The sequence below is a fragment of the Nocardioides sp. Z30_9 genome (assembly GCF_058215735.1).
The window spans coordinates 461,089-482,414 of the sequence record NZ_JBZAJF010000001.1; the positions used below are offsets into that span (position 1 = coordinate 461,089).

General features: G+C 71.3%; 25 protein-coding genes. 10 read left to right on the forward strand and 15 right to left on the reverse strand.

Going from position 1 to position 21,326, the window contains the following annotated elements; translation table 11 throughout:
* Positions 1-4: 4 nt before the first annotated feature.
* The gene (locus AC4BGB_RS02330) at positions 5-454 is read right to left on the reverse strand and encodes a GNAT family N-acetyltransferase (protein WP_490544357.1); all 450 of its coding nucleotides are present in this window, start codon (positions 452-454) and stop codon (positions 5-7) included.
* A 91-nt stretch (positions 455-545) separates the two neighbouring features.
* Here AC4BGB_RS02330 and AC4BGB_RS02335 point away from each other — a divergent pair, with 91 nt between their 5' ends.
* On the forward strand, positions 546-872 hold the full coding sequence (locus AC4BGB_RS02335; RefSeq protein ID WP_490544358.1) for a helix-turn-helix domain-containing protein: 327 nt from the start codon (positions 546-548) through the stop codon (positions 870-872).
* A 19-nt stretch (positions 873-891) separates the two neighbouring features.
* Here AC4BGB_RS02335 and AC4BGB_RS02340 read toward each other — a convergent pair whose 3' ends face one another.
* From AC4BGB_RS02340 to AC4BGB_RS02350, 3 genes are read right to left on the reverse strand one after another with little or no spacing between them, the layout of a single operon-like run.
* Complete coding sequence (locus AC4BGB_RS02340; protein ID WP_490544360.1) at positions 892-1,674, reverse strand: maleylpyruvate isomerase family mycothiol-dependent enzyme; 783 nt, start codon at positions 1,672-1,674, stop codon at positions 892-894.
* Between the two features lie 38 nt (positions 1,675-1,712).
* On the reverse strand, positions 1,713-2,318 hold the full coding sequence (locus AC4BGB_RS02345; RefSeq protein WP_490544362.1) for a ClpP family protease: 606 nt from the start codon (positions 2,316-2,318) through the stop codon (positions 1,713-1,715).
* Positions 2,315-2,956 (reverse strand): ClpP family protease, encoded by a 642-nt coding sequence (locus AC4BGB_RS02350; RefSeq protein ID WP_490544365.1) that lies wholly within the window; start codon positions 2,954-2,956, stop codon positions 2,315-2,317. The genes AC4BGB_RS02345 and AC4BGB_RS02350 overlap by 4 nt, the downstream gene beginning before the upstream one ends.
* 152 nt (positions 2,957-3,108) lie before the next feature.
* Between AC4BGB_RS02350 and abmR the strand changes: the two genes are divergently transcribed.
* Positions 3,109-3,627, forward strand: coding sequence for an ATP-binding transcription factor AbmR (abmR, locus tag AC4BGB_RS02355; protein WP_490544367.1), 519 nt, complete (start codon positions 3,109-3,111; stop codon positions 3,625-3,627).
* Positions 3,628-3,664: 37 nt separating this feature from the next.
* Here the strand turns inward: abmR and AC4BGB_RS02360 are convergent, their stop codons facing one another.
* Both AC4BGB_RS02360 and AC4BGB_RS02365 read right to left on the reverse strand, forming a co-directional pair.
* Positions 3,665-4,561: an alpha/beta fold hydrolase gene (locus tag AC4BGB_RS02360; protein WP_490544369.1), complete on the reverse strand. Its 897-nt coding sequence runs from the start codon at positions 4,559-4,561 to the stop codon at positions 3,665-3,667.
* Positions 4,558-5,133 carry a TetR/AcrR family transcriptional regulator gene (locus AC4BGB_RS02365; RefSeq protein WP_490544371.1) on the reverse strand — a complete coding sequence of 192 codons (576 nt, stop codon included), beginning with the start codon at positions 5,131-5,133 and terminating at the stop codon, positions 4,558-4,560. The genes AC4BGB_RS02360 and AC4BGB_RS02365 overlap by 4 nt, the downstream gene beginning before the upstream one ends.
* 71 nt (positions 5,134-5,204) lie before the next feature.
* Between AC4BGB_RS02365 and AC4BGB_RS02370 the strand changes: the two genes are divergently transcribed.
* On the forward strand, positions 5,205-6,137 hold the full coding sequence (locus tag AC4BGB_RS02370; RefSeq protein ID WP_490544373.1) for a DMT family transporter: 933 nt from the start codon (positions 5,205-5,207) through the stop codon (positions 6,135-6,137).
* Here the strand turns inward: AC4BGB_RS02370 and AC4BGB_RS02375 are convergent.
* Together AC4BGB_RS02375 and AC4BGB_RS02380 are read right to left on the reverse strand one after the other, a co-directional pair.
* Positions 6,124-7,356, reverse strand: coding sequence for a cytochrome P450 (locus AC4BGB_RS02375; protein WP_490544375.1), 1,233 nt, complete (start codon positions 7,354-7,356; stop codon positions 6,124-6,126). The two genes, AC4BGB_RS02370 and AC4BGB_RS02375, sit on opposite strands and share 14 nt — an antisense overlap.
* 43 nt (positions 7,357-7,399) lie before the next feature.
* Entirely contained in the window at positions 7,400-8,632 is a 1,233-nt protein-coding gene (locus AC4BGB_RS02380; RefSeq protein ID WP_490544378.1) for a cytochrome P450, read from the reverse strand.
* 135 nt (positions 8,633-8,767) lie between these two features.
* On the opposite strand from AC4BGB_RS02380, the gene AC4BGB_RS02385 reads away from it, so the two are divergent.
* Complete coding sequence (locus tag AC4BGB_RS02385) at positions 8,768-9,934, forward strand: steroid 3-ketoacyl-CoA thiolase (protein ID WP_490544380.1); 1,167 nt, start codon at positions 8,768-8,770, stop codon at positions 9,932-9,934.
* Position 9,935: 1 nt separating this feature from the next.
* Here the strand turns inward: AC4BGB_RS02385 and AC4BGB_RS02390 are convergent, their stop codons facing one another.
* From AC4BGB_RS02390 to AC4BGB_RS02400, 3 genes are read right to left on the reverse strand one after another with little or no spacing between them, the layout of a single operon-like run.
* Positions 9,936-11,399, reverse strand: coding sequence for a protein adenylyltransferase SelO (locus tag AC4BGB_RS02390; protein ID WP_490544383.1), 1,464 nt, complete (start codon positions 11,397-11,399; stop codon positions 9,936-9,938).
* A 39-nt stretch (positions 11,400-11,438) separates the two neighbouring features.
* Positions 11,439-12,512: an NAD-dependent epimerase/dehydratase family protein gene (locus AC4BGB_RS02395; RefSeq protein ID WP_490544385.1), complete on the reverse strand. Its 1,074-nt coding sequence runs from the start codon at positions 12,510-12,512 to the stop codon at positions 11,439-11,441.
* Entirely contained in the window at positions 12,509-12,973 is a 465-nt protein-coding gene (locus AC4BGB_RS02400) for an SRPBCC family protein (RefSeq protein ID WP_490544387.1), read from the reverse strand. The genes AC4BGB_RS02395 and AC4BGB_RS02400 overlap by 4 nt, the downstream gene beginning before the upstream one ends.
* Positions 12,974-13,092: 119 nt before the next feature.
* Between AC4BGB_RS02400 and AC4BGB_RS02405 the strand changes: the two genes are divergently transcribed.
* On the forward strand, positions 13,093-13,491 hold the full coding sequence (locus AC4BGB_RS02405) for an SRPBCC family protein (RefSeq protein WP_490544388.1): 399 nt from the start codon (positions 13,093-13,095) through the stop codon (positions 13,489-13,491).
* A gap of 21 nt (positions 13,492-13,512) precedes the next feature.
* On the opposite strand, the gene AC4BGB_RS02410 is transcribed toward AC4BGB_RS02405, so the two are convergent.
* On the reverse strand, positions 13,513-14,415 hold the full coding sequence (locus tag AC4BGB_RS02410) for an SDR family oxidoreductase (RefSeq protein WP_490544390.1): 903 nt from the start codon (positions 14,413-14,415) through the stop codon (positions 13,513-13,515).
* Entirely contained in the window at positions 14,412-15,206 is a 795-nt protein-coding gene (locus AC4BGB_RS02415; protein WP_490544392.1) for an SDR family oxidoreductase, read from the reverse strand. Before AC4BGB_RS02415 ends, AC4BGB_RS02410 begins: the two co-directional genes overlap by 4 nt.
* Positions 15,207-15,327: 121 nt before the next feature.
* Between AC4BGB_RS02415 and AC4BGB_RS02420 the strand changes: the two genes are divergently transcribed.
* Genes AC4BGB_RS02420 through AC4BGB_RS02435 form a run of 4 tightly spaced genes read left to right on the forward strand, consistent with a single transcriptional unit; the run spans position 15,328 to position 18,870 of the window.
* The gene (locus tag AC4BGB_RS02420) at positions 15,328-16,134 is read left to right on the forward strand and encodes an enoyl-CoA hydratase family protein (RefSeq protein WP_490544394.1); all 807 of its coding nucleotides are present in this window, start codon (positions 15,328-15,330) and stop codon (positions 16,132-16,134) included.
* Between the two features lie 2 nt (positions 16,135-16,136).
* Positions 16,137-17,000, forward strand: a complete 864-nt coding sequence (locus tag AC4BGB_RS02425) for a CoA transferase subunit A (RefSeq protein WP_490546772.1) — start codon at positions 16,137-16,139, stop codon at positions 16,998-17,000.
* A complete protein-coding gene (locus AC4BGB_RS02430; RefSeq protein WP_490544396.1) occupies positions 16,997-17,806 on the forward strand; it encodes a CoA-transferase subunit beta in 810 nt (269 codons plus the stop codon). Before AC4BGB_RS02425 ends, AC4BGB_RS02430 begins: the two co-directional genes overlap by 4 nt.
* Positions 17,803-18,870, forward strand: coding sequence for an NAD(P)H-dependent flavin oxidoreductase (locus AC4BGB_RS02435; protein WP_490544398.1), 1,068 nt, complete (start codon positions 17,803-17,805; stop codon positions 18,868-18,870). The genes AC4BGB_RS02430 and AC4BGB_RS02435 overlap by 4 nt, the downstream gene beginning before the upstream one ends.
* A 132-nt stretch (positions 18,871-19,002) precedes the next feature.
* Here AC4BGB_RS02435 and AC4BGB_RS02440 read toward each other — a convergent pair whose 3' ends face one another.
* A complete protein-coding gene (locus tag AC4BGB_RS02440) occupies positions 19,003-19,710 on the reverse strand; it encodes a TetR/AcrR family transcriptional regulator (RefSeq protein ID WP_490544400.1) in 708 nt (235 codons plus the stop codon).
* A 133-nt stretch (positions 19,711-19,843) separates the two neighbouring features.
* On the opposite strand from AC4BGB_RS02440, the gene AC4BGB_RS02445 reads away from it, so the two are divergent.
* Positions 19,844-20,794 (forward strand): NAD-dependent epimerase/dehydratase family protein, encoded by a 951-nt coding sequence (locus tag AC4BGB_RS02445; protein WP_490544401.1) that lies wholly within the window; start codon positions 19,844-19,846, stop codon positions 20,792-20,794.
* Between the two features lie 60 nt (positions 20,795-20,854).
* Here AC4BGB_RS02445 and arr read toward each other — a convergent pair whose 3' ends face one another.
* Positions 20,855-21,262, reverse strand: a complete 408-nt coding sequence (gene arr, locus AC4BGB_RS02450; protein WP_490544403.1) for an NAD(+)--rifampin ADP-ribosyltransferase — start codon at positions 21,260-21,262, stop codon at positions 20,855-20,857.
* Positions 21,263-21,326: the final 64 nt, after the last annotated feature.

Below are 21,326 nucleotides of genomic sequence, written 5' to 3' on the forward strand. Positions count from 1 at the left end.
GTCCTCACGTGTCCAAGTCGTAGGTCACCCACTGGGTACGCCGGGCCACGGCGTCGTACAGCCGTTGCGCGGCTGTGTTGTCCGAGGCGGTGATCCAGCGGACCTTGGCGCACCCGTTCTCGCGGGCGATCCCGCCCAGCGCCTCGATCAGGGCGCGACCCACGCCCTGCCCGCGCAGCGACGCGCTGGTGAACAGGTCGTCGAGGAACAGCCCACGCTCCCCCTCGGAGGGCCGGGCGAAGAACCGGTGGTGCGCGAAGCCGGCGACCTCGCCGTCGAGGGTCGCCACCAGGGCGTTGGTCTCGTGGGCCGGATCACCGATCCACTCCCACACCCGGTCCACGACCGCGGGCTCCTCCGCGAGGCCGTAGAACTCGCGGTAGGCCGCGAACAGCGTGGCCCACCCGTCTTGGTCCCCAGGCTCGACAGGTCGTACGACGAGGTCAGCGCTCATGGGCCCCATCATGGCCCCGGCTCGTTCCGCCGAGGGCGAACGATCCCCAAGCGTCATGGCGCGCCGGGGAGCGGCGGCCTAGTGTCGGAACATGGGAGAGGTCATCGGATTCCGTCCGGACCGCCGGGCGCCCCTCGCGGGGTCCGCGGCCGAGCCGCTGTGGCGTGAGGTGATCGGTCGCGAGCTCAGGGCGGAGCGGCTGCGCCAGCAGCGCACGCTCGCCGACGTGGCGCAGGAGGCCGGCGTCTCCACGCAGTACCTCTCCGAAGTCGAGCGTGGCCGCAAGGAGGCGAGCTCGGAGATCCTCGGTGCCGTGCGCGGTGCCCTCGGGCTGCGGCTCGTCGACCTCACCGAGCGGATGACCCGCTCGCTGACCAGCGCTCCCTCCGGGCCGCTGGCGCTCGCCGCCTCCCTTTGACCGGCCCGGGGCCGAGCCCTCAGTAGCCGGGGAAGACCTGGCGCAGCTCGTCGAGGCTGACGTTGCCGGTGACCTCGACGCCTGCCGGGGTGAACTCGGGGCGCAGCCGTCCCGACAGCAGGCGGATCGCTGCCTCCAGCGGCCCGGAGAACGTCGCGGTCGCGTCCTCGGACCGCCCCCGGGCCACCCGTACCGAGTCGTCGATCACCAGCTCGTAGCCCTCGAGTGTCACGACCGCTCGCTGTGGCAGCTGGTCAGCCTTCGCCGCGAACCCGAGCAGGAACCCGAGCCCGCCCGCGAAGTGCTCGGCGAGCAGGGACGCGGAGCCGGCGTCCAGGGTGGCCGCCCGGTCCAGGCCCACGTGCACGTCCCAGGCGTGGGCGGTGACCTCGTTGAGGCGCATCCCCACGGCGACCTCGAGCGACACCGGCTCGGGCAGGAACCCCATGTCGATCCGCGCCGTGTCGCGCTGGTCGGGGGTGAGCCCCTCGAGCAGCGAGACCAGGCGCTCGTCGTGCTCGACGAACCAGGCCGCCTGCTCCTCCGGGGACGCCGCGTTCCACCGGTCCCAGATGCTGTGGTTGTCCGGCTTCCCCGACTCGGCGCCCGGGAGGGACGAGGAGATCGTGGCCGCCGAGATCTCGCCGCCACTGCCGAGGTGGGAGAGCACCTGCGCCACGGTCCACTCCGCGGCGCCGCTGGGACCGGTGAGCTGCTCGGGCGAGAGCTCCGCCACCACCTTCGCGAGGTCGTCGTGGCGGGCGCGCAGCGCCTCGATCGATCGGTCCGTGAGCTCGGTCATGGTCGCGGCAACACCGCCTCCGGGGAGTCTCTTCCGGCTCAGCGTGCCGGTGCGAGCTTGCGACTGCCGAGCACCCCGTCGATCAGACCGTAGGCCACCGCCTGCTCCGCATCGAGCACCAGGTCGCGGCCGGTGTCCTCGCGGAGCCGCTCCACCGGCTGCCCGGTGTGCCGGGACAGGATCTGCTCCATCTCCGCGCGCAGCCGGACGATCTCCTTGGCCTGGAGGGCGAGGTCCGGCAAGGTGCCCTGTCCCCCGCCCGAGGGCTGGTGCAGCACCACGCGTGCGTGCGGCAGCGCCATCCTGCTCCCCGGTGCCCCCGCAGCCAGGAGCACTGCGGCGCCGGAGGCCGCCTGCCCGACACACGTCGTGGCGACCGGCGACCCGATGAACTGCATCGTGTCGTAGATCGCGAGCACCGCGGTGACCGATCCACCGGGTGAGTGGAGGTAGAGGTTGATCGTCGAGCCGGGGTTGTCCGACTCGAGGTGCAGCAGCTGCGCGATGGCCACGTTCGCGACGCCGTCGTCGATCTCGGTGCCGATGTAGACGATCCGGTCCGAGAGCAGCCGGCTGTAGATGTCGACGGCCCGCTCGCCCCGGACCGTCTTCTCCACCACGCTCGGGATGGTGTAGCCGCTCACCGCACGACCCCTGTCCCCGTCTGCCGGACCATCCCCACCGGTCGCGGCAGCCGTCCCGGCGTGACGGCGGAGACGTCGGTGAGGATCTCGTCGACCAGCCCGTAGTCCCGGGCCTCCTCGGCGGTGAACCACCGGTCGCGTACGGCGTCCTGCTCGACCTTCGCGACCGGCTGGCCGGTGTGCTCGGCGATCAGCTGCATCATCACGTTCTTGGTGTGCTCGAGGTTCTCGGCCTGAATCTCGATGTCGACGGCGCTGCCGCCGATGCCACCTGACCCCTGGTGCATCAGCACCCGGGAGTGCGGCAGGGCGTAGCGCTTGCCCGGCGTACCGGCCGAGAGCAGGAACTGGCCCATGCTCGCGGCCAGCCCCATCGCCAGCGTGCTGACGTCGTTGGGGATCAGGCGCATGGTGTCGTAGATCGCCAGGCCGGCTGAGACCGAGCCACCGGGTGAGTTGACGTAGAGGCTGATGTCGCTGCGCGGGTCCTCGGCGGAGAGCAGCAGCAGCTCGGCGCACAGCCGGTTGGCGATCGCGTCGTCGACCTCCTTCCCGAGCACGATGATGCGCTGGTGCAGCAGCCGGGCGGTGAGCTGGTCGTCGAGCGACCCCGCCGCCAGGGTCTCGGTCCTGTTCATCGGTACCTCCGGGTCGTGGGACCTCCACAGTGCGCCGAGCCATGGGGGCGAACCCAGCGAATCCGCCGTGGGCGGTTCTGCCGACAGCAGCACGCCTTGATTGCACCCCTGTCGGATTACATGATTACTGAATTACAACTTCTGGAGGAGTGATGGCGACGAACACGAACGAGATCACCGGCTGGCTGCGCGGCCGGCTCCCCGACGACTGGTTCACCGGACCCGTCGAGGTCACCGTGGATCGCGAGGAGATCCTGGTCATCGGCACCCTGGCAGCCCCCGAAGGGGTCGAGGGAGCACCCGACGGTCCGGAGGTGACCGAGGCGGCGCACGGGCGGATCTCCCGGTTCCGCGAGGACACCCGGGACGAGCGGATCGGCATCGCCCGCGAGGCCGAGCACCGGTTCGGCCGCAAGATCGCCTGGGGCGCCGAGTGCGGCCCGGTGCGCACGGTGTTCACGCACCTGGCGGTCCCGGTGATGACCCGGCTGCGGCAGTCGGAACGGATCGTCCTGGACACCCTGGTCGAGGCCGGCGTGGCGCGCAGCCGCGCCGACGCCCTGGCCTGGTCGGTGCGCCTGGTCGGCGAGCACGAGGAGGAGTGGCTGGGCCAACTGCGGGAGGCGATGAGCGACGTGCAGAAGCTGCGCGAGGAGGGCCCCGCCCTGTGACGGGGCCGTCCGACCCGCGCAGCCCCGAGGTCGCCGGTCACTCCAGGTAGGCCGCCACGAGCTCGTTGACCGTGTCCGGTCGCTCGAGGTGCAGGAAGTGCCCGCACCCGGTGAGCACCTCGGCCCGGCCACCCGCGACCAGCACCGGGGCCACCCGGTCGGCCAGCGCGACGGTCAGCGCCCCGTCGCGCTCGCCGTGGAGGTAGAGCATCGGGACCCGCGGGCGCTGGTCCCAGGTCCGGTGCCAGGCGCGGTAGGGCTCCGCCACCCGGAGGTTGCGGAAGGCCCGGTAGTAGCCGACCGCGGCCGACCTGTTCGCGGGAGCCGCCAGCGAGCGGCCCACCTCGGCGAGGTCCACCGCGGCGTCGTACCCGGGAGACCACGCGCCCCACAGGTGCCGGACCAGTCGCTGCAGGAGCCGCTCGGGCAGCACCGGCACCTGGTTGAACCCGATGTACCAGCTCATCCGCAGCTGTCGCGGCGCGATCCTCAACCAGGCGGCGACGTCCCGCCCCGCGGCCATCGCAGGGACCGGCGGGACCGCCATCGAGACCACCCGGCGGAACGGGGAGTCCGGGTGGGCGCTGAGCCCGTTGGCCGCGAGCGCTCCCCAGTCGTGCCCGACGAGTACGGCGCGCTCGTCGCCACCGAGCACGCGGTGCAGCTCCACCGCGTCGCTCATCAGGGCGCCGATCGAGTAGTCGCCATCCTGCGGAACCTCGGTGGGTGCGTAGCCGCGCATGAACGGGGCGACCACCCGGTATCCGCGCTCGGCCAGGAACGGTCCCAGGTGGCGCCAGGTGAAGGCGGTGTCCGGGAACCCGTGCAACGCCAGCACAAGGGGCCCGGACGGAGGACCCCAGGCGAGGGCCTGCACGGTCAGCGCAGGGAGCCGGAGCTCGAGGCGCTCGGCATCGTGGAGTGCGGGATTCACGACTCGATCAGCCTCCGGGTGGCGCGGCGGGCGTCGTCGAGGGCGTCGGGAGAGCCCCCGGCTGTGAACGCGATGATCGCACCCTCGTGGACCAGCGCCAGCTGGCGTCCGAGATCCTCGGGGGCGCCGAGGCCGGCTTCGGCGGCCAGGTCGGCGTACAGCCGGCGCATCCACTCCTTCTCGCGGCGCACGACGCGGGTGGCCGCCGGGGACTGGGTGGAGAGCTCGGCGTAGGCGTTGACGAAGCCACAGCCGCGGGTGCCTGCGGCCAGCCAGGTCCCGAGCGCGTCCAGCACGGCGAGGATGCGCTCGGGACCGGTCGAGCCGGAGCCGGCTAGATGCTCCTCGACGTGGGCCTGCCAGCGGGCCGCCCGCGCCTCGAGGTAGGCCACCACGAGACCGTCCTTGGAGCCGAACCGGTCGTAGATCGTCTTCTTGGTGGTGCCCGCGTGCTCGGCGACCAGGTCCATCCCCACGCTGGTGATGCCGCGGTCGTAGTACAGCTCGCTGGCCGCCGCCAGGATCCGGTGCGCCGCCGGGGTCATCCTCGGGGGCTGCTGGGTGATCGTCATCGCGTGCTCCTTCGGCGGTTTCCCGTTGGGTGCACTGCGAGTATACCTACCGGTGTGGTTACCTGTGTCCCATGACCTCGTTCTCCTGGCTTCGTCGCTGGGCCGGACCCGTCTCGGCTGTGGCCCTCGTGGTGACCTGGAGCTCGGGCTTCGTCGGCGCCGAGCTCGGCGCCCGCGCGGAGGCCGACCCGCTCACGCTGCTCGGCTGGCGGTTCCTGCTGCTCGCCGCCCTGCTGCTGGCGGTGTTCGCGCTGCGGCGTACGCCGTGGCCGACCTGGCGCGCCTGGCGCCGACAGGTGGTGCTGGGCGTGCTCAGCCAGGTGGGCTACCTGCTGCTCGTCTTCGAGGGGGTGACCCACGGCGTTCCCGGCGGTACGGCGGCCCTCGTCGCCGCCCTGCAACCGCTGCTGGTGGCGACCGTGGCGGGATCGCTGCTCGGCGAGCACTCCACGCCTCGGATGTGGGTCGGGATGGTGCTCGGACTGGTCGGCGTCGCGATCGTGGTCTCCGGCGACCTCGGCGTGAGCCAGGCGCCCTGGTGGGCCTACACACTGCCGGTCCTCGGGATGCTGTCCCTGTCCGCGGGCACGGTGCTCACCCGCCGGTTGCGCGCACGCGAGACCCTGCTGGAGACGATCATGATGCAGGCCGTGGTCACCGCCGTGGTCCTGATGGGACTGGCGATCGCCTTCGGCGAGGCCCGCCCGCCGGCCGCACTGGACTTCTGGGCCGCGGTGCTGTGGCTGCTCGTGCTCGCCAGCCTGGGTGGCTACGTGCTCTACGTGCTCGTGGCCCAGAAGCAGGGAGCGACCGTGGTGAGCACGCTGCTGTTCCTCACTCCCCCGACCACGATGTTCTGGGTCTACCTGATGTTCGGCACCAGCGTGACCCTGGCCGGTGTGGTCGGGCTGGCCGTGAGTGGTGTCGGCGTCTGGCTGGCGCTGGCCGGGCGGCGTACCTCCCCGTCGGCGTCGAAGCCGGCGGAAGCGGTCAGGAGTACCTGACCGGCAGGTGCTTGATGCCGTTGATCCACCCGTGCCGCAGCCGGATCGGCTCACCGGTCTGCGTGATGTCGGGCATCCGGTCGGCGATGGCGTTGAACATCACCTCGACCTCGAGGCGGGCGAGGTTGGCGCCGATGCAGTAGTGGGCGCCGTGCCCACCGAAGGCGAGGTGCGGGTTGGGGTTGCGCAGCACGTCGAAGGCGCCGGGGTTCTCGAACACCTCGGTGTCGTGGTTCCCGCTGGCGTAGAAGATGCCGACCCGCTGCCCCTTCTTCACCTCCTGGCCACCCACCAGCACGTCGGTGATCGCGGTGCGCTGGAAGACCGTCACCGGCGTCGCCCAGCGGATGATCTCGTCGGTGGCGGTCTTCGGCCGGTGCTCCTTGAACAGCTCCCACTGGTCGGGGTGCTCGAAGAAGGCGTGCATGCCGTGCGTGATCGCGTTGCGGGTGGTCTCGTTGCCGGCCACCGCGAGCATGATCACGAAGTAGCCGAACTCGTCCTCGCCGAGCTTCTCCCCGTCGACGTCGGCGTGGACGAGCTTGGTGATGATGTCGTCCTGCGGGTTCCGCTTGCGCTCCTCGGCCATCTGCATCGCGTAGCCGAGGATCTCCGCGGCCGCGACGTCGGGCTGGCCGCCGTACTCCGGGTCGTCCTGGGCGAGCATCTGGTTGGACCAGTCGAACAGCTTGCGCCGGTCCTCCTGGGGTACGCCGAGCAGGTCCGCGATCGCCTGGAGCGGCAGCTCGGCGGCCACCTCCTCGACGAAGTCGCCCTCCCCCTTGACGAGGGCGTCGTCGATGATCTTGTTCGCCCGGCCGATCAGGACGTCGTGCAGCGCGTTCATCGCCCGGGGCGTGAACCCGCGACTGATCAGCTGGCGGGTCCTGGTGTGGGTGGGCGGGTCCTGGTTGATCAGCATGATCTGCTGCAGCTCGACCTGCTCGCGTGTCATCCCGGGGCCGAACCGGATGATCGCCCCGTTCTCGGCGCTGGAGAAGTCCTTGCTGTTCTTGGAGACCGCAGCGATGTCCTCGTGCCTGGTCACGGCCCAGTAGCCGGTGTCGTCGAACCCGTCGCTGGCCCCGCCGGACTGCTCGACCCACCACACCGGCGCCGTCTGGCGCAGCTCCATGAACTGCCGGAGCGGGATCGCCTCCTCGCACAGCATCGGGTCGGTGGGGTCGAAGCCCGGGGGGAGAAGCTCGCTGGTGGTCACGGGGTCACCTTTCGTCGGGCCGAGAGGTTCGGGTTGGAGGAGCTCAGGTGTAGGAGACGTGCAGGTCCTTGACGCCGTTGATCCACGAGCTGCGCAGCTTGCGGGGTTCGGCGAGCTGGGTGATCTTCACGTCCCGGTCCGCCAGCGCGTTGAAGATCAGGTCGACCTCGAGGCGGGCGAGGTTCGCGCCGATGCAGTAGTGCGCGCCGTGGCCACCGAAGGCCTGGTGCGGGTTGGGGCTGCGGGTGATGTCGAAGGTGAACGGGTCCTCGAAGACGTCCTCGTCGAAGTTCGCGCTGGCGTAGAGCAGCCCGACCCGGTCGCCCTTGCTCACCTTCACCCCGCCGACCTCGACGTCGTTGATCGCGGTGCGCTGGAAGATCGTGACCGGGGTGGCCCAGCGGATGATCTCGTCGGTCGCGGTGCGCGGCCGCTCCTTCTTGAACAGCTCCCACTGCTCGGGGTGCTGCATGAAGGCGTGCATCCCCCAGGTGATCGCGTTCCGGGTGGTCTCGTTGCCTGCGACAGCGAGCAGGATCATGAAGAACCCGAACTCGTCGTCGGTGAGGCCGCGACCCTCCACGTCCGCGGTGACCAGGCGGGTGAGGATGTCGTCGCGCGGCGCCGCCCGGCGCTCCACGGCGAGGTTCATCGAGTAGCCCAGGATCTCCGCGAAGGCGATCATCTGGTCGCCCTCGATCTCGGGGTCGTCGTAGGAGAGCAGCTGGTTGGACCAGTCGAAGAGCTTGCCGCGGTCCTCCTGGGGTACGCCGAGCAGCTCGGCGATCGCCTGGAGCGGCAGCTCGGAGGCCACGTCGTTGACGAAGTTGCCCTCGCCCTTCGCCACAGCATCCGCGACGATCTTCTCGGCGCGCTCCTTGAGCTCGTCGTGCAGGGCGTTGATCGCCCGCGGGGTGAACGCCCGGGACACGATCGAGCGGAGCTGGGTGTGCTCGGGGGCGTCGTGGTTGATCAGCAGGAAGTTCGACTGCTCGACCTGGTCGCGGGTCATGTCGGGCGCGAACCGGACGATGACGCCGTTCTCCTTGGTGGAGAAGTCGGTCTGGTTCTTCGAGATCGCGGCGACGTCGGCGTGCCTGCTGATCGCCCAGAACCCGGTGTCCAGGAAGCCGGCTCGCGCCGCTTCCTCCTGCTCGATCCAGGACACCGGCGCGGTGCGTCGCAGGGTGAGCAGCTCCTCGTGCGGGACGCGCTGGCTCATCGTGTCGGGGTCGGTCGGGTCGAAGCCGGCCGGCAGGGTGGACGTCGTTGTCACGAAGTGAGCCTTCCTATTTCTGGAACATGTTCTAGTCCCGCATCTTGACATACTCAGGGTTTGTTAGGAAGGGATGCCCACGCCCGATCGAGTGCGGGGTTTGCCGCTAACCAGAACGTGTTCTAGTTTTGCACCATGGGTACTCCGGTCATCATCGACGCCGTCCGCACTCCCCTCGGCAAGCGCAACGGGGGGCTGGCCGGGGTGCACCCCGGCGAGCTGCTCGGCTTCGTCCAGCGCGAGGTGCTTGCTCGCGCGGGCGTGGACCCCGAGCTCGTCGAGCAGGTTGTCGGTGGCTGCGTCTCCCAGGCCGGCGAGCAGTCCAACGACATGGTCCGTCGCGCGTGGCTGCACGCGGGGCTCCCCCAGCCGACCGGCGCCACCACGATCGACGCCCAGTGCGGTTCGGGGCAGCAGGCAGCGCACCTGGTGCACGACATGATCAAGGCGGACACGATCAAGGTGGGCATCGCCTGCGGCGTGGAGTCGATGAGCCGGATCCCGCTGGGCGCCAACGTCCCTCCGGGGGCGGGCGACCCCCGGCCGGAGTCGTGGTCCATCGACATGCCCAACCAGTTCCTGGGGGCCGACCGGATCGCCGGCAACCGCGGCCTCACCCGCGAGGACCTCGAGCAGTTCGGTGCGGCCTCCCAGCACAAGGCCCGGGTCGCGGTCGACGAGGGCCGGTTCACCCGGGAGATCGCTCCCCTCGACGCCCCGGTGATCGACAAGGAGAGCGGGAAGCCGACCGGGGAGACCCGGACGGTCTCGGCCGACGAGGGACTCCGGGAGACCACGCTCGAGGGCCTCGCCCGGCTGCGCAGCGTGCTCCCCGACGGCCTGCACACCGCCGGCACCTCCTCGCAGATCAGCGACGGCGCCTCGGCGGTGCTGCTGATGGACTCCGACCTCGCCGCGTCCCTCGGCCTGACCCCGCGGGCGCGGATCGTGGACCACGCGCTGGTCGGGTCCGACCCCTACTACCACCTCGACGGCCCCATCGACGCGACCCGTCGGATCCTCCAGCGCACCGGGATGACCCTGGACGACTTCGACCTCTTCGAGGTCAACGAGGCATTCGCGGCCGTCGTACTCTCCTGGGCGCAGCAGACCGGCGCCGACCTCGACAAGACCAACGTCAACGGCGGCGCGATCGCCCTGGGCCATCCCGTCGGCTCCACCGGCACCCGGCTGATCACCACCGCACTGCACGAGCTCGAGCGCCGCGACGCCACCCGCGCCCTGATCTCCATGTGCGCCGGCGGCGCCATGGCGACCGGCACGGTCATCGAGCGGGTCTGACTCAGGTCCCGCAGAAGGTCCGGTAGTCCCCGAAGTCCTTCGGGGCGGGCTCGGCGTACCGCTCGAGGCCGGGGCGCTCGTCGAAGGGCGAGGTGACCGCGGACAGCAGCTGCTCGAGCGGGCCGGTGTCGCCCAGGGTCCCTGCGGCCAGCGCCTCCTCGACCAGGTGGTTGCGGGGCACGTAGAGGGGGTTCACCCGGTCCATCGCGTCCGGGTCCGGGCCCAGCGCCCGCCAGCGCTCCAGCCACTGGTCGAATGCCGCGAGGTCGAGGAACACCCCACGCACCGGCTCGGTCTGGCCGCGCGCGGCCACGGCCAGGTCGCGGTAGAACGACGTGTGGTCCACGTGGTTGTGGTGCATCAGCTCCAGCAGCTCGTTGACCAGCTGGCGCGACAGCTCCTCCTCCAGGCCCTCGGGCAGGCCGATCTTGGCCCGCATCCCCTCCGACCAGGCGTCGGAGTACGACGTCCGGAACCGGCCCAGCGACTCCACCGCCATCGCCACGGCCTGCTCCTGCTCCTCGTGCAGGAGCGGCAGCAGCGCCTCCGCGAGACGGGCGAGGTTCCACTCGGCGGCGACCGGCTGCATCCCGTAGGCGTAGCGCCCGCCCTCGTCGATGGAGCTGTACACGGTGGCCGGGTCGAAGGCCTCCATGAACGCGCACGGGCCGTAGTCGATCGTCTCGCCGGAGATCGTCATGTTGTCGGTGTTCATCACGCCGTGGACGAAGCCCACCAGCATCCACCTCGCCACCAGCTCCGCCTGTGCGGCCACGACCGCGTCGAAGAGCGCGAGGTAGGGCTGCGGCGCTCCGGCGGCCTGCGGGTGGTGACGTTCGATCGCGTGGTCGGCCAGGCGGCGCAGCAGGGCGTCGTCGCCGGTCGCCCGGGCGTACTGGAAGCTGCCCACCCGCAGGTGGCTGCTCGCCACCCGGGCGAGCACCGCGCCGGGGAGGACGGTCTCCCGCTGCACGCGCCGGCCGGTGGCGACCACGGCCAGCGACCTGGTGGTCGGGATGCCCAGTGCGTGCATCGCCTCGGCGACGACGTACTCGCGCAGCATCGGCCCGACAGCAGCCAGACCGTCACCGCCACGGGCGAACGGGGTGCGTCCCGAGCCCTTCAGGTGCAGGTCCCGGAGCCGTCCGTCGCGGTCGAGGAGCTCTCCGAGCAGCAGGGCCCGGCCGTCGCCCAACCGCGGGGAGTAGCCGCCGAACTGGTGCCCCGCGTAGCCCTGGGCCACCGGGTGGGCACCGTCAGGCACCTTCGTACCCAGCAGCAGCTGGACACCGTCGGGGGTGCGCAGGGACCGCGGGTCCAGGCCGAGCTCGTCGGCCAGCGGCTCGTTGAGCACCAGCAGCCGGGGCTCGGGGGCCTCCTCCGCCTGCCAGGGCACGGCCAGCTCCGGCAGCGCCTGGGCGAACCGGTCCTGCAGGGTGATGGTCAGGGGGGTTGTGACACTCACGCTTGCGAGACTACGCGGGCGTCCCGACCCGAGCCACCGTCACGACGCCGCGTGACCGAGCAGGGACCGGGCCCGGTGCAGCGCGAGGCTGGCACCGGCGCGCACGGTCGCCGGCGCCCGGAGCTCGTCGAGGACCGGGGCACGCATCCGGGTCCAGCCGGGATCGCTGGCCAGGGCCGCCTCGGGCGAGCTGCCGACCGGGCCGAGCGCGAGCTCCATCGCCTCGCGCACCCCCATCAGCGGCTTGCCGTCCTGCGGCACCCAGGTGTGTCCGACCCGGCAGACCATGTCGTGGCGCAGGCTCGCGATCAGCGCGGTCACCGTCCAGAACGGAGCGGCCGAGAGCGCCGCGGCCCCGAGCCCGACCAGGGGTGCCGGCACCCGGATCGTGGGTACCCGCAACCGCAGCAGCCCCGAGGCGCGCGAGCAGTGACCGAGCAGGTCGGCGTACGGCAGCACGTCGGGACCTCCGATGTCCACGGCGCCGCTGCGCTTCGCCAGACCTGCGTTCGACTCAGCGAAGGCCTCGACCATCGCGCGGAGCACGTCGCTGACCGCGATCGGCTGCACCTTGTGCCGCAGCCAGCCGGGTACGGGCTGAACCAGCAGCAGCGTGGCCAGCTGGCGGATCACCTCGAAGGAGGTGGAGCCGGCGCCGATCACGACGCCTGCGCGCAGGGAGAGCACGCTCCGCTCGGGGCCCTCGGCCTCCTCGAGCACCTCCTCGACCTCGAGCCGGGAGGAGATGTGCCGCGAGAGGTCTTCGGCCGCGACGTCGGGGACCAGGCCGGAGAGATAGACGATCCGGCGTACGTCGGTGCGCGCGAGCGCGTCCCGCACGGTCTCGGCGCCGAGCCGGTCGCGGTCCACGAACCCGCGTGAGCTCAGCGAGTGCACCAGGTAGCAGACGCCGTCGACGCCGGCGAGCGCGCGACGTACCGCCGCCTCGTCGGTGACGTCGCACGTGGCCCAGTCGACCCGGCGACCCCAGGAGAACCGCTCGGGTGCCGGCCTCGAGGACGAGGCCGCGACCACCTGGTGGCCCGCCTCCAGCAGCGCGGGCACCACGCGGGAGCCGACGTAGCCGGTCGCCCCGAGGACGAGGATCCTCACTTCTCGCCCAGGTGCCGCAACAGGTTGTGGGCGAAGCGCTTGCCCATGCCGGCCATCACGGCGCGGATCGCGCCCTCGACCGGAGCGCGCATGGCCTTGGGGAAGGGCAGCTCGACGGTCACGCCGAGGTCGATCGAGACGCGCGTCCCCGACCCGGCCTCCTCGAGCTGGTACTCCCCCTGGACGTGGGTCTTCTCCTCGGTGCGCTGGGGGTCGTGCTCGAAGCCGATCCGCTTGGGCTCGTCGAAGGTCATCACCTCGGTGAAGACCGAGCCGATGTTCTTGCCCAGGACGGGGACCTTGGTGACGTGCCAGGTCCACCGGTCGCCGTCGACGTCGATGCGCTGCAGGTAGGGGGTCAGCTTGGGGAGCAGCTCCGGGTCCGTCAACGCGGCCCAGACGTCCTTCCGGGTGGACTTCAGCGTGGCGGCGGAGTTGTTGCTCGCGGTGAAGCTGGTCATGGTGTCTCCTCGTGTCGCCCTCGCGGGCGGCTCGTCTACGGGCCGGTGCCCCGTGGCGGGGCGGCGCGGTCTGCTCGACGCCAACATGCCCAAAGTAGCGATCGGCTAACGTCAATGAGATGGCCGCCCTCACCCTGCACGCTCAGGGAGTGGCACCCGTCACGCTCGCCTGGGAGCGGTACGCCGATCCGGGCCTCTGGTCCACGTGGGCCCCGCAGATCCAACGCGTGGACACCACGATGGACCGGCTCGTGGCCGGTGGCAGCGGCACCGTGCGCGCCGGCCTGCTCCCCCGCCCCACGCTCGCTGTCCCCTTCCGGGTGCTGGCCGTGGACGAGGTGACCAAGGAATGGTCCTGGCGGGCGCAGCTCGGTCCCCTCAGCCTGCTGCTCGAGCACGGGGTGACCGCACAGCCCACCGGGGCGGCCACGTGGCTGCGGGTGCACGGGCCGCTGCCGGTGATCCTGGGCTACGCCCCGCTGGCACGCCTTGCCCTGAAACGGCTGGTCCGCGGCTGAGGCTCCGTGTGCCGGCGGGCCTCAGGTCCCGTAGACCGGGTCGGGGGTCGCCGCCTGCTCGATCAGCTCCCTGACCGCGGGACCCACCTCGCCCGCCTCCCAGCGACGACCGATGTCCTTGCGCGGCCCGTGGCGCCAACCCTCCTCCACGCAGATCTGCCCGCCCTCGATCTCGAGCACGCGCCCGGTGATCTCGCAGTCGGCCGAGGCCAGCCACGCGACCACGGGTGAGTTGTTGGCCGGGTCCATCGCGTCGAACCCGCCCGACCCCTCGGCCATCATCTCGGGGAACGCGCCCTCGGTCATCCGGGTGCGGGCCACCGGCGCGATCGCGTTGACGTTCACCCCGTAGCGGCCCAGCTCGGCGGCAGCGACCAGGGTCATCCCCGCGATCCCGGCCTTCGCGGCGGAGTAGGTGGTCTGCCCGATCGAGCCCTGCATCCCCGCGCCGGAGGAGGTGTTGATCACGCGGGCCGCGCGCTGCCGGCCTTCCTTGGCCTCGGTACGCCACCACGCACCGGCGTGCCGCAGGGGTGCGAAGTGACCCTTGAGGTGCACCCGGATCACGGCGTCCCACTCCTCCTCGGAGGTGTTCACCAGCATCCGGTCGCGCACGAAGCCGGCGTTGTTCACCAGGATGTCCAGGCCGCCGAACGTCTCGATCGCCTGGTGCACCATCGCCTCGGCCTGCGCGAAGTCCGCGACGTCGGCGCCGTTGGCGACCGCGGCTCCCCCGAGCGCCTCGATCTCGGCCACCACCTCGTGGGCCACCTCGGACGCCGACCCCTCCCCCGACCCGGAGGTGCCGAGGTCGTTGACCACGACCTGGGCACCCTGGCGGGCGAGCTCGAGCGCGTGCGCGCGGCCGATCCCCCGTCCGGCGCCGGTCACGATCGCGGTGCGTCCTTCGAGGATGCGGGTCATCGGTTCTCCTTGGCTTCGGCGGGCACGCTCTGGAGGTCTTTCTGGGCGATCAGGAAAGCGGGGGGTTCGCCGCCGCCGTGGCACTCCACGGTGGCGCCGGAGACGTAGGAGGCCAGGTCGGAGGCCAGGAAGCAGACCACGTTGCCGATCTCGGCCGGGTCGGCCATCCGGCCCAGCGGGATGGTCCGCTCGATCGCCGCAACGGTCGCGTCCCCGCCGTAGTGGTCGGTGGTCTGCTCGGTGCGGCACAGCCCGACATCGATGCTGTTGACCCGCACCTTCGGTCCCCACTCCACGGCGAGCGAGCGGGTCAGGCTGTCCACGCCGGCCTTGGCAGCGCCGTACGCCGCGGTGCCCGGCGAGGGCCGCAGCGCGGAAACCGAGGAGATGTTCACGATCGCGCCGCCGGTCTCCTGCTGCTGCATCACCCGGTTGGCGGCCTGCGCGACGAGCAGCGGCGCGGTGAGGTTCAGGCCCAGGACCTTCTCGAGGAACCGCGGGGAGGCGTCCGCGGCCGGGGCGTACGGCGAGCCGCCGGCGTTGTTCACCAGGACGTCGAGACGGCCGTGCTCGCGGACGAGGTCGGCGACCATCGCGGCCACCGCGTCGGGGTCGCGGACGTCGCACTGCACGTGCGTGGTCCCGGGAGCCGGGGACTCGACGGCGGAGCGGGCGCAGGTCACCACGCTCGCGCCTGCTGCCACCAGCACCCGGGTGATCCCGGCGCCGATCCCCTGGCTGCCGCCGGTGACCAGGGCGACCCGTCCGGTGAGGTCGAGTTCCAGGCTCACGGCGTCTCCTGAGGGTGTGCGGCAGGCATCGGCGGATGAGCCGGGCGACTGCTAGGGTACCAAGCAAGCGTTAGGTTCGGTACTCACCGGGTCGTCAACCTCCACGGTCAGGGGTCAGGACATGGGCATCTCCAGTCAGCTCGACGAGAGCGGGATCCGGGTGATCACCGTCGCCTACCCGCCGGTCAACGCCCTGCCGGTCCAGGCCTGGTTCGACCTCGCGGACGCACTCGACGTCGCCAGCCGCGACCAGTCGACCCACGTCGTGGTGCTGCGCGCCGAGGGCAAGGGCTTCAACGCCGGGGTGGACATCAAGGAGATGCAGCACACCGAGGGTTTCGACGCACTGATCGGGGCCAACCGTGGCTGCTTCGCCGCGTTCAAGGCCGTCTACGAGTGCTCGGTCCCGGTGATCGCGGCGGTCAACGGGTTCTGCGTCGGCGGTGGCGTCGGCCTGGTCGGCAACGCCGACTGCATCGTGGCCAGCGACGACGCGTTCTTCGGGATCCCCGAGGTGGACCGCGGCGCGCTCGGCGCGGCCACGCACCTGGCCCGGATGGTCCCGCCCCACCTGATGCGCACCCTCTACTTCACCGGGCGCAACATCGCGGCCGCCGACCTGGTCCAGCACGGCTCCGTGCTCGAGGTGGTCCCCCGCGACCAGCTCGACGACGCTGCGATGGCCGTCGCGGCCGAGATCGCCCGCAAGGACACCCGGGTGATCCGGATGGCCAAGGAGGCGATCAACGGGATCGACCCGGTCGACGTCAACCGCAGCTACCGGTTCGAGCAGGGCTTCACGATGGAGCTCAACCTCGCCGGGGTCGCGGACGAGCACCGTGACCGGTTTGTGAGTGGGCAGAGCGCGGGGACCGAGAAGGGGACCCGGGTCTCCACAGGATCGACCACCGAGGAGCGCAACCAGTGAGCATGCCCAGCAAGGTGATGACGGCCCAGGACGTGGTCGGGCGCATCAAGGACGGGATGACCGTCGGCATCGGCGGCTGGGGGTCGCGCCGCAAGCCGATGGCGCTGGTCCGCGAGATCCTGCGCAGCGATCTGGAGGACCTCACGATCGTCTCCTACGCCGGCCCCGACGTGGGTCTGCTGCTGCAGGCCGGGAAGGCGAGCAAGGTGGTGTACGCCTTCGCGACCCTGGACTCGATCCCGCTGGAGCCGCTGTTCTCCCGGGCCCGGCAGGAGGCCACCGCGTCGTTCCGCGAGTGGGACGAGGGCATGTTCGCCACCGGGCTCCGCGCGGCTGCGCAACGGCTGCCGTTCCTGCCCATGCGGGCCGGGCTGGGCTCCGCCGTACTGGAGAACGACCCCACGCTGCGCACCGTGACGAGCCCGTACGACGACGGACAGGAGCTGGTCGCCGTACCCGCGCTGGAGCTCGACGTCGCGCTGGTGCACATGAACCGTGCCGACCAGTACGGCAACGCGCAGTACCTCGGCCCGGACCCCTACTTCGACGACCTGTTCGCGATGGCGGCCACCGAGACCTTCGTCTCCACCGAGCAGGTCGTCGACACGGCCGGCCTGACCCAGGACGCCGCGCTGCAGACGATGCTGCTCAACCGGACCATGGTCACCGGGGTCGTGGAGACGCCGAACGGCGCGCACTTCACCACGTGCACGCCCACCTACGAGCGGGACGAGAAGTTCCAGAAGGCCTACGCGACTGCGGCAAGGACCCCCGAGGACTGGGCCGCGTTCGCCGAGCGCTTCCTCTCCGGCAGCGAGCAGGACTACCAGGACGCGGTGCGGGCGTTCCACGAGGAGGACAAGTGAGCGAGATCAGCAGGGCGGAGTACTGCGCGGTCGCGATCGCGGACTGCTTCGCCGACGACGGCGAGATCATGGGCAGCCCGATGGGGCTGCTCCCGAGCCTGGGGGCGCGGCTGGCGAAGCTGACCAGCAACCCGCTGCTGATGATCACCGACGGCGAGGCCCGCATCCTCCAGGGCGCTCCCCCACTGGGTGTCACCAACGACGTCGTCGAGGGCTGGATGCCGTTCCGGCTGGTGCTCGAGTCCGTGGTCACCTACGGCAAGCGCCACGTGATGATGGGCGCCACCCAGATCGACCGCGAGGGCAACCAGAACATCTCCGCCATCGGCGACTGGGCCCAGCCCAAGCGGCAGCTCCTCGGCGTGCGCGGCGCTCCGGGCAACACGGTGAACAACAAGACGTCCTACTGGGTGCCCAAGCACTCGGCGCGCGTGTTCGTCGAGCAGGTCGACATCGTCTCGGGCGTCGGCCGGACCCGCGCCGAGGCCGCCGGGCCCGCGGCCACCAGGTTCCACCAGGTGCACCGCGTGGTGAGCAACCTCGGCGTCTTCGACTTCGAGGGCCCCGGGCACACGATGCGGCTGGTCTCGGTGCACCCAGGAGTCACCGTCGAGGAGGTCCAGGATGCCTCGGCGTTCGAGATCGCCTTGCCGGACACAGCGGCCGGCGACGTCCCGTTCACGCGCGACCCCTCACCCGGCGAGCTGATGCTGATCCGGGACCTGCTCGACCCGAAGAACCTGCGCGACCGCGAGGTCCCGCCGGTGGAGAAGAAGGCGGAGCAGGCCCAGGAGACGACCCGGTGATCGAGCAGCTGCTCCGCACACCGCTGACCGACCTGGCCGGCGTACGCCATCCCGTCGTGCAGACCGGAATGGGCTGGGTCGCCGGGCCCCGTCTGGTCGTCGGTACGGCGAACGCCGGCGGCCTCGGCATCCTGGCCAGCGCCACGATGACCTTCGAGGAGCTCGAGCGGGCGATCCTCGAGGTGAAGAGCCGCACCCAGCAGCCCTTCGGGGTCAACCTGCGCGCGGACGCCGGTGACGCTCCCGCGCGGGTCGACCTGCTGATCAAGCACGGCGTGAAGGTGGCCTCGTTCGCGCTGGCGCCGAAGAAGGAGCTGATCGCCAAGCTCAAGGACCACGGCATCGTGGTGATGCCCAGCGTCGGTGCCGCCCGGCACGCCGAGAAGGTCGCGGGCTGGGGCGCGGACGCCGTGATGATCCAGGGCGGCGAGGGCGGCGGCCACACCGGCAGCGTGCCCACGACGCTGCTGCTGCCGACCGTCCTGGACGCCGTGGACATCCCGGTGGTGGCCGCGGGCGGGTTCTTCGACGGCCGCGGGCTGGCCGCCGCACTCTCCTACGGCGCCGCCGGCATCGGCATGGGCACCCGCTTCCTGCTCACCCAGGACTCGACCGTGCCCGACGCGGTGAAGCAGCGCTACCTCGAGGCCGACCTGAACGGCACCGTCGTCACCGCGAAGGTCGACGGGATGCCGCACCGGATGCTGCGCACCGAGCTCGTCGAGGAGGTCGAGGAGAGCAGCGGGCTCAGGCGGCTCGCGCCCACCGCTCGCCGGACCCTGGAGTTCAAGAGGATGAGCGGGATGTCCTGGCGCGAGCTCGCGGTCGACGGCCGCGCGATGCGCAAGGAGCAGGGACGCACCCTCGCCCAGATGACCCTCGCCGCGAACACCCCGATGATGCTCCGGGCCGGGCTGGTCGAGGGCGACACCGGCGCCGGGGTGCTGGCCAGCGGCCAAGTCGTGGGCGTGATCGACGACCTGCCCACCTGCGAGGAGCTGGTCGACCGGGTGGTCACCGAGGCGGCCGCCTGCCTGCGGCGTACGTCGTCGCTGCTGGTCTGACTTGGGGCGGGGACCAGGGGGCGGCAGTTTCCCAGGTGATGAACCCGAACTGTCTCTTCGCACACCTGACGCGGTGTGTGAAGAGGCGGTTTCCCATGTTCACCTGGGAAACCGGACCACGCCACCGTCCACTCAGGGAAGACCGGTGGTGTCGGCGAGCACCTGCAGCTGGCGGTCGAAGAGCACCTCGGGGGCGGCGAACGTGTCCGCGCCGTACTGGCCGAACACCTCGAAGCTCACGCAGCCGAACAGTGCCGCCCAGCTGAGCACGCCACGCACCACGAGCTCGTCCGGGGCCGTGATCGGGAACTCGGCCCGGATCCGCTTCACGTCGGCGGCGAGCTTGCGCGGTACGCCGCCCGCCGACCCCTCCGGCAGGCGCACGTCACCGGTGACCCACGCGTCCTCCCACAGCTGCACCAGCGCCCCGATCACCCGCGTCCCTGGTCCGGTCGTGCGCTCCGACGGCGCCTGGTAGCCCGGGACCGGGCTGCCGAAGAGCAGCGCGTACGTCGCAGGCTCGGCCAGCGCCCACTCGCGCACCGCGCGCCCGGCCGCCACGAACCGGCCACGGTGGTTCTTCCGCGGCACCTTGGCGATCGCGGCGTCGACCCGGTCACCGAGCTCGTCGTAGCCGTCGACGACCAGCAACGTCAGCAGGTCGTCGCGGCTGCGGACGTAGCGGTAGATCGCCGAGGACACCACACCGAGGTCGCGGGCCACGGCGCGCACGGACAGCGCTGCCGCCCCCTCCGTGGCCAGGTGCCGGCGCCCGATCTGGGTGATGTCCTCGAGGGTGCGTGCTCGCGCCCGCTCGCGCGGGGTGGGTGTCTCCTGCATGGCGCCATCATGGCAGACCCGCGAGCACCAGGCACGAAAGAGAGCGGTGCTCTTGACATTGGTGAACAACCCGGCGCACCATCAAAAGGAGAGCAGTGCTCTCGCATTCGCACTCCACATCGAGAGGCCAGTCATGTCCACCACCCCAACGCCCGCAGTCCACGTCGTCACCGGCGCCGGACCCGTCGGCGCCACCATCGCCCTTCAGCTGGCCGAGTCCGGTCATTCCGTGCGGCTGCTGACCCGCTCCTGCAGCGGCCCCGAGCACGCGCTCATCGACCGGCGTCAGGTCGACGTCTCCAGGCGCGAGGCACTCTCGGGGCATCTCGACGGCGCGGTCGCCGTGCATCACGCGATCCACGGCTCGGCGTACTCCGCGACCGCCTGGCGTGCCGAGCTCCCTGCCGCCGAGCAGGCGGTGATGGACGCCGCCGCCGAGGCGGGCGCGGTCGTCACCTTCCCGGAGAGCCTCTACAGCTATGGCCCGGTCAGCGGGCCGATGACCGAGGACCTCCCCCGCAACGCCACACGCGGCAAGCTCGCGGTCCGGGCCGAGCTGCTCCGCGCCCGTGACGCCCACCCCGCCGCGACGGTCAGCGTGGCGGCCTCGGACTTCTACGGCCCGGGCGTGCGCATGTCCCACGCGGGCGAGCGGCTGGTCCCGAAGCTGCTGGCCGGCAAGCGGGTCGCCGTGGTGGGCAGCCTCAGTCAGCCGCACTCGTTCACCTACGTCCCCGATCTCGCCCGGGCGATGATCACCGCGGCTGAGACCCCGTCACTGTGGGGACGCTTCCTGCACGCACCGACGGCTCCTGCGGTTACCCAGCGCGAGCTCGCCGAGGCGTTCGCCCGCGCCGCCGGGGCCCCGAGCCCGAAGCTCTCGGCGATCCCCGCCTGGGTGCTCAAGGCAGCCGGCCTCTTCTCGGCCGAGACCCGCGAGCTCGCCGAGACGTCGTACCAGTTCGCGCGCCCGTTCGTGCTCGACTCGACACACAGCGAGTCGCTGCTCGGCCTGTCCCCCACCCCGCTGGAGGTCGCAGCCAAGGAGACCGTCGACTGGTGGCGCGCCCGGGCCCAGGGGTGACCTGATGCCCGGCCCACGGATCAGGCCCGGCGGATCAGCCCGGCGGATGAGCCCGGCGGATCAGTTGATGATCTCGCCGTGCTCCTCCTCGAGGATCACCTTCAGCCGGTCGCGCCAGGCCTGGAGCGCCTCGGGGGTCAGCCGGGTCCAGTCGGTCAGCTCGCCGACGACCCGCAGCGGACTCGTGCTCCGGTAGGACCGGGTCGGGTTGCCTGGAAACTTCTTGTCCGTGACGTTCGGGTCGTCCTCGAAGTCGCCGGTCGGCTCGACGACGTACACGCGCGGCTCACCGTCGCCCGCCGCCAGCTCCGCGGCCAGCCCGGCGCCATCGGTGCCGGCAGTGAAGTAGATGTGGTTCATCACGATCTCGGGCCGGTAGTTGGACCGGAAGCCCGCCGAGAGCAGATCCCCCACCTGCAGGTCGGCCTTCGTGCCGTGGAAGAACGGCCCCTCGTCCAGCACACTCACGCGCTCAGCCTAGGTGAACCCGGCGGGTGGACCAGGCACATCGCCGGAACTCACCGGGTCACCG